Below are 9,399 nucleotides of genomic sequence, written 5' to 3'. Positions count from 1 at the left end.
GATTATGGCTTTCACTGCGCTTTCGCGCAACCTTAAAAAGTGCCTTTTGTCACTAGCTCACTGCCAGGATGGCGGTGGTGTATGGCACTACTGATCAGTTCAAAACCCGCCCCACACCATCCCTCCGGTGACAGCAAACCTGCACGGGTCCACGTCCCTCGGGTCAATAACGGCGGAAATTACTGCGGCCACAACCCCGCAGGTCCGGCACTCGACATCGTGAGGCCTGAAACGAGCCGTCGTCGTCCGAAGATCCTCGATGCCCTCCACGCGAACGTCGGTCGCTTCTACAGCAATCCTGGCCTTCTACCCAACGTGCGTTGGTGCTCTATTTCTCGCGACGGCTGCCGCCATGACCGCCGCCGCAGCATGCGCAGCGAGCGGCGTGAAGCCATCATCCAAATCCTGCGCGCGGCCGTGCATTTCGTAGACATTGTGACTCTACATCTCGGCCGCCCGATCCCGGCCGGCTTCGCCTGGGTGACGAAAGCGAAGATGCGACAACTCACGAGCTTGAGCGAAAAGCGCTTCGATCGCGCACTGCGCGACCTGCGCGAGTCGAGGATCGTGCGTATTTACGAGCGCAACAAGCCCGTGCCGTTTGTCGAGGGCGAGTTTCGTGCTGAGCCTGCCATCAAGATTTTCAGCAAGCACCTGTTTGGCGCATTCGGCCTGAGCCAGTGGCTGCAAAAAGAGCAGGAGAAAGCGGCGCAGCGCAGGCAAGCTCAGAAAGCGCAGCAGCAGGAAGGACAGAAACAGAAGCCCAGCGGCGCAGCACGGGCGAGGACCGGCCTGGTGCTTGATGGCTTGGTCGCAAAAATCGGCCGCATCTCATCGAGAAAGTCGGTCACCAAAAAGATCTCCATCGAACAGCGCAGCGAGATACTCCGCGAGCGGGGCCTGGCGATCTTCGAAATGAAGCTGGCGAACCCTGACGCCGACGCGGCGACGATCAGCCGAGAGGTTGACCGAACGTTCAAAACACGCGGCATCGACATAGACGAAATCCAGCGCCTCACATTTAAAGACTGACACCCCTCACCGCACCCCCTCACTGAGGGTTGCATACCCGCGCCCACAGCATGCGCCCATGGTGCGTTCCTGAGAACGCGCGTAAAAACTCCATCCAGCGCGCGCGGATGCAGCCGTCAAAGCCCCCAACCAACCATCCAAAACACCTTCCCGCGAGCCGCAGCGGACCTCACAGTGGATAGAGCAGCCGTTGCCATGAGGAGCAAAAAACCTAGGTGTCCCCACTATCGAAATTAAGTGTCCTATGACCCCCTCAAAGGTCTAACTACTCAGTACAGTCGGTAAAACACCAAGGCCCATACAGACCCTCAAAAAAGAAAGATCCAAAACAAAAATGCCACGCGCTGATTCGCGCCTATGGCGCTGCGCGAGAAAACATCGCGGGGCTACTCGCCCCGCACCCGCGGCAGGGCTATGCCCTGCACCCAATGACAGCACAACCCATCCCCGCCGTTTCCAGAGGGCGGGTAATCAGGCGCGTCGTGAGCCGTTCGCGCCTGATGCCTCGCATACCGCGACGGAGCCTCGGCGTCGTTTTTAACCTCTCTGGCCACCTCGTTGACAAAAACCCGGCCGCTACTCGGGTATCGCCGCACAGACGCCAGTGATCACAATTCAGGCCGTGCCGGCGGCTAAGATGCCTGCGAGCAGGCATCGATCGTGCGGGAGTGGCCATTTGTGCAGAACATTACTTATGGGTTATTTACCCATAAGTAATGTTCTGCCAGGATCAGGGCCGCGCTGTTCCAGTCGATCGCGTCGGCGCGTTTTTTCCGCGGCCGGGCCATGGCCACGTCGCATCCGTTCGGAACCAGCGTCAGGCTGCCGGCGCGGCAGCGCAGGCTGCTGCCGTCGGCGAGGTAGGCATGGATGCGCTGTCCGCGGCCGCTGAGCAGGCGGCAGGTCAGGGTGTCCGGCAGTCGCACTTCCCAGCCGGCCGGCTGGCCATCCTGTTCGGGAAGGGCTTCGCAGTGGGCGTCGTGCTGCTCCAGCCACCCCTTGGCGGGTTCGCTAAGGGCGTAGGGGGAGAGCAGCAGGCGCTGGGTGTACACCCAGCCGGTTTCATGGCGGAAGGTCGCCCGCACGGTGCTGGCTGGCAGGAAGGTCGGCGGGGCCAGGCGCTCGTCGCGCTCGCGATCGTGCAGCCAGCGCCCGGGGCTCATACCCAGCTCGGTACGCCGGTGCTCCAGGACGGCCCAGTGGGCGGCTGCTTCGTTCAGCTCAGCTGCGTCGAGCCAGCGGAAGCTGTCCAGGCCTTCGGCCTGCGGGCGAACGTCGTAGCGCCGGCGCAGGGTCCGGATGAACGCGGTGGCGGCGGCGTACCACTCGGCCGCCGCTCGGGTGTCTATCTTGCGGTCGTTGGGCTGAGAGCGTTGGGTGGGCGCGGACATAGCTTTACCTTATTTATGGGCTAATAGCCCATAAATAGAGTGCTGCACTTGAACTGTCCAGCCCTTGGCGCGACTCACTGGGAGACCGTGAGGCTACGCAGATACGACTCGACGTGCATGTCGCGGTCGGCGGCCGGTGCCGACAGTACTTCGAGGAGCGCCGCGCACTGAGTTCGGAAGAACTCGCTGGCGATATCGTCCAGGTCGTCGCCGCCAGCCTGGACGTGGACCTCGATCAGCGCGCGGCGAGCGGATACCAAGAACACATGCCCATAATCTCGCCAGTCAGAAGCCTCCAGACGCCACTCCACTACATGCTGACGGTCGTTGAGTTGTTTAACCAAGGCACTCAGGAAGTCCCGATCGGCTTCGCCGACCTGCTCAGCGCCGCACCAAAGACCGACGCCGACAGATAGGTCCGGAATTCCTGGTGTACGCGGATTAACGTAGCCATAGATGTCATAAGCGACGATGCCGCTCCACAGGATCAGGTGGGCGTCGTCAGGTTTGAGACCGTCGTTGGTCAGTGTCCAGCCAAAGAACTTTGGAGAGCTGTAGGCACCACTGCCGCCACCGCGTGGCGCTCTGAGACTCTGCATATCGACGTGTTGAAGGGCGAGCTTCAGCTGGTTTTCGGCGATCTTGCCCAGGCTGTAGAGGCCTTCGGTGAGGCGCTGGTAGGCAGGGTAGGCGGTGATGTCTTCCAGCGCGATGCGGGTGCCGCTCATGCCGTTTTCTCCAAGGAACAGGGTCAGTTGCCGGGTGAGGTAGTCGAGGGCCGAGGGGAGGGCGGCCGGGCTGTGGTCAGAGAAGTGCCGCAGGTACCGTTCGACGCTGCGCCAGTAGAGCGTTTCATGCATCCAGCCGGGTGGCGGCAGCGTGACGTGGGTCAGCAGGAGAATGCCACCATGGGGTTCGGTCCGTTCCTGGCGGTACTCGGCATAGAGCTCCAGTTGGTGGCTGTCGCCCAGTTCGTCCTGGTGCTGGGTGAAGGCGGCGGCGATCTTGTTTTCGACGAGCAGGAAGAAGCCGGGACCACGCCCTACGAGATCCGGGCGCTTGCCCTCGGCCCGGTGGCCGGGGCCGATGATGTGCTGGGTTTCCCAGCTTAGCTCGTGAAGGTTTTCCGGGGCGCCGAGCTGCTCGGGGCGCAACCGGAACAGCTCGGTCAGCACCTCGGCGATCCGGCCTGACGCGGTCGCCTGGCGCAGCCATTCGGCGAGCAGCTCGGTGAGGAAATCCTCGAAGGGCGCGCGTTCCTCGCGCTGGCGAAAGGCAAACAGTCGGTCGAAGAAGCTCATGGCCTGTCCCTGGCGTGTGGGGTCAATGGGCGTGGCTGGCCATCGCGCGGACCACGCCGAGGGTCATCCGGCAGTCGGCCAGCGCGCGGTGGGCGCCGACGACCTCGATGCCTTGTTGCTGGCAGGCCTTGCCGAGGCTCTGCCAGCGCGACGCACCGTAGAAGCGGGCGTACTCGAGCATCGCGCAGTGCGCCAAGGTGTCGTTCTCCAGCCGCGTCATGGCGCCGGCGCGGCGCGCCACCTCCGGCCAGGGCAGCCGGTGCTGGCTGGCGGCCTGGGCGAGCATGCGCAGGTCGAACTCGGCGTTGTAGATCACCACGAGGCGGCCTTCGATCAGCTCGAGCAGCTGTTCGTGGATGTCCGGCCAGCGCGGTGCGCTGGCCACCATGGCGTTGTCGATGCCGTGGATGCGCGTCAGTTGCGGGGGGATCGGACGCTCCGGACGAATCAGGGTGTCGAGCACCGGCTGGCCGCGGCTGTCAATCAGGGTGAGTTCGACGATTTCCGCGCCGGCGTGCAGGCCGGTGGTCTCGGTGTCGAGGAACAGGGCGTCCTGTTCCAGCCAGCGGCGTGCGGCCGCGGCGGCTTCCTGGCGATCGGGCATCAGTGGCGGCCTTTAGGTTGGGGCGGGGTGGCGGGCTTCGCGGCCTTGAGGCTGGCCAGCTCCTGCTGCAGGGCCTTGAGCTCGCCGCGCAGCTCAGCGGCGCTGGACGCGGCCTGCTTCGCTTCGTCGCGGGCCTCGCGGGACTGCTTGCGGGCGTCCTCGATCTCGCGGGCTGCGCCATCGAGGCGGGCCTGGGCTGCCTGCAGGTGGACGCGGCCGTCCTCGGCCTCCTTGCGGGCCTTCTCCAGGTCGCGGCGCAGCTCGGCGCTGACCTTGCTGTCTTCCTCGTGCTGGTGCAGGGCGGCCAGCAGCTGGCCGTTGGCGGTGGCTTCGCGCTCGCGGGCGGCCTGCTCGTCCTGTCGGGACTGCTGCAGTTGTCCGCGCAGTTCGGTTTCGCGCTGGGCGGCGGCCAGGGCAGCTTCCTTCGCGGTCTTGTCGGTAGCGGAGGCACGCTCCTGGACCTGGGCCAGTTCGAGGGCGAGGGCCTGGCGACGCTCCTTCTCGCCGGCCAGGGCGCCGTTCAGTTCGGCAATGCGGGCTTCGGCGGCCTCGAGTTTCGCCTCCATCTCGTCGACGGCAGTGCCGGCGTCGGCCAGCTCGCGCTCCATCTGCTCGCGCTGCTCGCCGGTGCTGCGCACCAGTTCGGCGACCCGGCGCTCGGCCGCTTTCACGGCGCGGTCGTTGAGCTCGACGGCGAGGCGGGCCAGGCGCTCGACCAGGGCCTCGCTGTCGGCCTTGAGCTGCTCGGCGACCTCGATGGGCAGCTCGGCAACCGGTACGGCCTGGGCGACGGCCTGGCTGGTGACATGCTCCTCCCAGATCTGCTTGAGGCGATTGGCGTTGCCACCGCCGATGCGCTGCCGCAGGGCGAATCCGGTGACGTTGCGGCCAGCGTCCAGGAGGGCCTGGCCGGCTTCGATGATCTGATCAGCGGTGATGTCGGCGGGACGCATGTCGGCGGGACTCCTGAGGTTCCATATGTCCAGCATAACGATGCTTGACGAATCAAGCAACAAACAAACAAACAAACAAACAAACAAACAAACAAACAAACAAACTTTGCGCTAGACTGGTTTGGTCGGCGGATTTCGCCCGCCTGTCCGGTGTTTGGCTTGCTGCCGTCGCGGCGAGTTGCAGTGCGGGCTTGTGGTGACGGGTGTGCGTGCAGATCCGGCGCCCTGCGCCTGCGCGAATGGCTGATCGAAGCCCGCCTGAGCATGAGCAAGGGCTACAGCTTCGGTCACTGGGAGGCGTGCAGTCGCTACGCAGGCAGTGGTCGTCAGTCTCCGGGCGGCAACGGCATCGTGAATTGCATCCGGCCATCGGCAGGATGAACGGGTGTTCGCCGGCTCCGACCTCGGCGGTCAGCCGGGTGCCATGGCTTCTATTTATCTGAGGGGGTAAGGGCGTGCGGTGGGCGCGGTAATGGTGCGGTGTAGAGGGGGGAGGGTGATGGGCGTCCAGAGGCTGCTATGCAGTTGGAATTACATCTGCATAACACATGAATATCGCCGAAACTGCTGGCTATACGCGGGAATTGACGAGTGAGCTGCAGGGTCTATATCGTGCGCTAGAAAGCAAAAACCCCCGCTGACTGGAATCAGAGGGGGTTCTCAGGGACCTGGAGGTCCGTGCATCGGAATCTGCATCCCGGCGCGTTACTACTTGGCGGTGGTACCAGCATAGGCTAGTGGATCGATTATAGGCACGCTTGCCAACGGCATCAACGATAGCCGGGCCTCCATCTATTGGAATTTTTGAGATGATGAGTGCCCGCAGAATTAGAGCCGCGTTTCCGCACAATAGTGCCTGTCGTCACCTCCACACGCGGGGGGAGTGACGCATGACCGCATATGAGCAGCGCCTGGATGAGGCGCTGGCAGTGTCCCCGCGTCCGCCGATTGAACTCGTGCTCTCCCGCCTCAGGGGGGTAAATCAGGTTGGTCCGAAGGCGTGGATGGCCGTTAGCCCCAACCGGCACGACGGCTTGGGTGGCTTGCTGGTTTCGGAGGAGAGCGGCGGCAGTGTCGTCGTCTACGATTTTGCGCAGTCTAGCTTGCAGCACATCCTGTCCGAGCTTGGCCTGTCTTTTCACGATCTGTTCCCTCTTGCCGTCAAGCCCTGCTCGCAACATGAGTACAGGCGCCGTGTGCTGATTTCGGCGAAAGGGCAGGCGGAGATCTTGCTCGAGCTGTGGCGTGGAGTGGGCGTTGGGGATGACGACCTGGTGTTGTTCGGTTCGGTTGAGGTGGCGTTGCCCAGGATCGTTGAGGAGCTGCGCGAGTTACATCGACATGACGACGATGTTGCAGTGCTCCCGCTACCTGAGCCGACATGCGACAACGAGCTGCCAGGCCGGTTGGGCGACCTACAGCTGGCTGTCATGCGCCGTATGCGAAAGCCATCGGCTATCTCCGCCGCTGCTACCGTCCTCTCAGTGGTTGGTCACCTGTACGGTCGTCGGTGGCTCGGGCCAACCGGTTTGGGCATGAACAGCATGTTCATTCTCACGGCAGAAACGGGACGCGGGAAGGACACGCTCATCGATGTGCCATCGTGGTTGTTGGCCCCGCTGGGTGATGCGATGGCCGCCAGCATCAGCGGTCAGTTCGCTAGCCGCCCTGCCCTGTATGAGCGGTTGATGGAGGTCCCCAGCACGCTGTCGGTCGTCGATGAGGTTGGCCACATGCTGAAGGCGATCAGCAATCAGCGAGACTCGCATATGCATGATCTGGGGGGATTCTTGATGGAGCTGTTCAGCGCTGCGAGGAAAATCATCCATCCACGGGGCCGACGGCAGCAGAAGGGCGTGGTTGATATGCGCCCTGTTCACTGTCCTCATTTCTCGCTCCTTGGCGCTACGACATCCGCAATGTTGAATCAGGCATTCAGCGTTGACATGACCGCTGCAGGGCAGCTCAACCGGCTGCTTATCGTCTGTCTCGACGACTGGAATGGCGTGCGACAAATCCCGGAGTACGACAGTGCGCCGCCCTCCTGGTGGGCTAGCTGGGCTGCTGAGCAGCTCGCGCGTGGTGGTGCCGGCCCTGAGTCTAGGTTTGCCGACTCCGGCTCTCTCGCAGAACGAATCCCTCGTCTGACCTGGAGTGACGAGTTGATTCAATTTTATTGGGACGAGGATGCGCGCCGGGACGACCTCCTCGAGCAGGAGCCTCAGTTGGTCAGGGAGCTGCGTCGCCGCGACTTGGAGCATGCCCTGAAGATCGCGCAGGTGCTGGCACTTGCCGATAACCGCGATGAGGTAACCAGGAGTGATCTGGAGTGGGCCGTGGCATTTGTGGATCGTCTGCAATGGTCGGTCCTGGACTTGTGCCGGCGAGAGGGCATTCTTGCCGGTAACACCCTGGACGCCGTGGCTGCGGCTGCCGTCGACGTGCTCCGTCGGCACGGGCCGAAAACCGAGGCCAGATTGAGCGCAGACTGTCGATGCTTTGGAGCCACCAAGGGTTCGGATCGGAATCTGGTACTGCGCCTGATGGCTCAGTCGTACGGCGTGCGGACCATGGATACTGGCAGGGCGATCAAGCTCTTCCTCCCCGAATAGCCACAGCCAAGGTGTGAGGGGGCAGCCATCGGGATGCCCCCTGCCATGACTTTCTTCTTGGCTCTCTGGTCTGTCCCGGAACTGGTGGACAGGTAGTTAAGAGTTACTGCTCGCATTTCGCCGCTCAAACTCCATCGGACTGAGGTAGCCCAACGTCGAGTGGCGACGGCGGTGATTGTAAAAGCGGATGTAGTCGAACAGGTCGGTTTTCGCCTCTTGGTAGCTGGCGTAACGCGTCAGGTACACCCGTTCGGCCTTCAGCGAACGGAAGAAACTCTCCATCGCCGCATTATCCCAACAGTTTCCCCGCCGCGAGTGACTGGGCACGATGCGATGCCGCCGAAGCAAGGCTTGGTAGTCGTACGCGCAGTATTGGCTGCCGCGATCCGAGTGCAGCAGCACCTCCGCTTGTGGCTGTCGGCGTGCAACGGCCATCTCCAGCGCGGCATGCACCAGGGCCTGATGCATGCGGTGGTGCATCGCCCAACCGACGACGGCGCGTGAATAGAGATCGAGCACAACGGCCAGATACAACCAGCCCTGCGCCGTTCGCACGTAGGTCATGTCCGAGACCCAATGCCGGTTGGCGCGATCCGAGGCGAACTGGCGATCCAGGTGATTCGGTGCAATGGGTAGATCGTGGCGACTGCTGGAAGCCAGCCGCCAGCGCTTTCGCGAACGAACACTCAAGCCGGCTTCGCGCATCAGTCGAGCGACCCGATGTCGACCACACTCATATCCCATGGCCGTCAACTCGGCCTTGATGCGGCGATGGCCATAGATGCCATTCACCTCATGGTGGATGGTGCGGATTTCCTTGCTCAGGCGCCGATTTACCATCTCTCTCGCCGAAGGACGCCGCTGCTGCCAGGCATAGAAACCGCTGCGTGACACTCGCAGCAGCCGGCACATCGGTGCTACGGGGTAACGACTGGCCAGCGCCTCGATGACGCGAAACCTCACTTCGTGGGCTGCGAGAAGATGGCGAGCGCCTTTTTTAAAACATCGCGCTCCATGGTCACCTGGGCCAGTTGCTGGCGTAGCCGACGCAACTCCGCGCTCTCGCCACGCTGCTTGCCATTGCCCGGAAAGGCATCGTCACCTTGCTGTTCGTACTGGCGCTTCCATTTGCCCAGCAGGCTTTCTGCGATGCCGAGCGTCTCGGCCACATGACGAAGCGGCGTACCGGCAAGCACTTGGTCTACCGCCTCGCGTTTGAAGGATTCGGGAAAACGTCGTCTGGTCTGGGTCATGAACACTCCTTGCGGTGGGCATTATCCACCTTAAGTCAGTGTCCACTCAGCCCGGGACAGACCACTCGTTGGTAACGTAGACGTCTGTAGACAGTCCATTGTCTACCCTGAAAGCCTTGCCATTTCTGGTGTTTCAAACCCAGAAGACAACATAGATGCATCCACACATACCCAGAATCGCCAAATCGGTCCTTACATGTCCTTGGGGCTAGAGATGTATGAGGTGGGGTATTTGTCTACGATCACGGATTAG

The 9,399-nt window shown here is 62.6% G+C and carries 8 protein-coding genes; 2 read left to right on the top strand and 6 right to left on the bottom strand.

Translation table 11 applies throughout. The features are described 5' to 3' along the window. Positions 1 to 81: 81 nt before the first annotated feature. A complete protein-coding gene (locus KRX52_RS10850; protein WP_217681747.1) occupies positions 82 to 1,032 on the top strand; it encodes a hypothetical protein in 951 nt (316 codons plus the stop codon). Between the two features lie 692 nt (positions 1,033 to 1,724). Here KRX52_RS10850 and KRX52_RS10845 read toward each other — a convergent pair. The 4 genes from KRX52_RS10845 to KRX52_RS10830 all read right to left on the bottom strand — a co-directional run bounded on the left by KRX52_RS10845 (position 1,725) and on the right by KRX52_RS10830 (position 5,281). Then, positions 1,725 to 2,423, bottom strand: coding sequence for a hypothetical protein (locus KRX52_RS10845; RefSeq protein ID WP_217681746.1), 699 nt, complete (start codon positions 2,421 to 2,423; stop codon positions 1,725 to 1,727). Between the two features lie 74 nt (positions 2,424 to 2,497). Continuing rightward, complete coding sequence (locus KRX52_RS10840; protein WP_217681745.1) at positions 2,498 to 3,724, bottom strand: hypothetical protein; 1,227 nt, start codon at positions 3,722 to 3,724, stop codon at positions 2,498 to 2,500. A gap of 22 nt (positions 3,725 to 3,746) precedes the next feature. Beyond that, complete coding sequence (locus tag KRX52_RS10835) at positions 3,747 to 4,328, bottom strand: 3'-5' exonuclease (RefSeq protein WP_217681744.1); 582 nt, start codon at positions 4,326 to 4,328, stop codon at positions 3,747 to 3,749. Further along, complete coding sequence (locus KRX52_RS10830) at positions 4,328 to 5,281, bottom strand: DNA-binding protein (RefSeq protein ID WP_217681743.1); 954 nt, start codon at positions 5,279 to 5,281, stop codon at positions 4,328 to 4,330. Before KRX52_RS10830 ends, KRX52_RS10835 begins: the two co-directional genes overlap by 1 nt. Before the next feature lie 890 nt (positions 5,282 to 6,171). Between KRX52_RS10830 and KRX52_RS10825 the strand changes: the two genes are divergently transcribed. Continuing rightward, on the top strand, positions 6,172 to 7,893 hold the full coding sequence (locus tag KRX52_RS10825; protein WP_217681742.1) for a hypothetical protein: 1,722 nt from the start codon (positions 6,172 to 6,174) through the stop codon (positions 7,891 to 7,893). Positions 7,894 to 7,989: 96 nt separating this feature from the next. Here KRX52_RS10825 and KRX52_RS10820 read toward each other — a convergent pair whose 3' ends face one another. Both KRX52_RS10820 and KRX52_RS10815 read right to left on the bottom strand, forming a co-directional pair. Continuing rightward, positions 7,990 to 8,856, bottom strand: coding sequence for an IS3 family transposase (locus tag KRX52_RS10820; protein ID WP_217681741.1), 867 nt, complete (start codon positions 8,854 to 8,856; stop codon positions 7,990 to 7,992). Then, entirely contained in the window at positions 8,853 to 9,146 is a 294-nt protein-coding gene (locus KRX52_RS10815; protein ID WP_033974343.1) for an IS3 family transposase, read from the bottom strand. Before KRX52_RS10815 ends, KRX52_RS10820 begins: the two co-directional genes overlap by 4 nt. Positions 9,147 to 9,399: the final 253 nt, after the last annotated feature.

Origin of the sequence: Geopseudomonas aromaticivorans (assembly GCF_019097855.1) — a bacterium.
GTDB classification, from domain to species: Bacteria; Pseudomonadota; Gammaproteobacteria; order Pseudomonadales; family Pseudomonadaceae; genus Geopseudomonas; species Geopseudomonas aromaticivorans.
This window is presented reverse-complemented; position numbering and strand designations above follow the sequence as displayed.

What these genes read in the sequence shown, in the direction of transcription:
- KRX52_RS10850 (WP_217681747.1), top strand. Translation starts at nt 82, where the DNA reads ATGGCACTACTGATCAGTTCAAAACCCGCCCCACACCATCCCTCCGGT.
- KRX52_RS10835 (WP_217681744.1), bottom strand. Translation starts at nt 4,328, where the DNA reads ATGCCCGATCGCCAGGAAGCCGCCGCGGCCGCACGCCGCTGGCTGGAA.
- KRX52_RS10815 (WP_033974343.1), bottom strand. Translation starts at nt 9,146, where the DNA reads ATGACCCAGACCAGACGACGTTTTCCCGAATCCTTCAAACGCGAGGCG.
- KRX52_RS10840 (WP_217681745.1), bottom strand. Translation starts at nt 3,724, where the DNA reads ATGAGCTTCTTCGACCGACTGTTTGCCTTTCGCCAGCGCGAGGAACGC.
- KRX52_RS10825 (WP_217681742.1), top strand. Translation starts at nt 6,172, where the DNA reads ATGACCGCATATGAGCAGCGCCTGGATGAGGCGCTGGCAGTGTCCCCG.
- KRX52_RS10845 (WP_217681746.1), bottom strand. Translation starts at nt 2,423, where the DNA reads ATGTCCGCGCCCACCCAACGCTCTCAGCCCAACGACCGCAAGATAGAC.
- KRX52_RS10830 (WP_217681743.1), bottom strand. Translation starts at nt 5,281, where the DNA reads ATGCGTCCCGCCGACATCACCGCTGATCAGATCATCGAAGCCGGCCAG.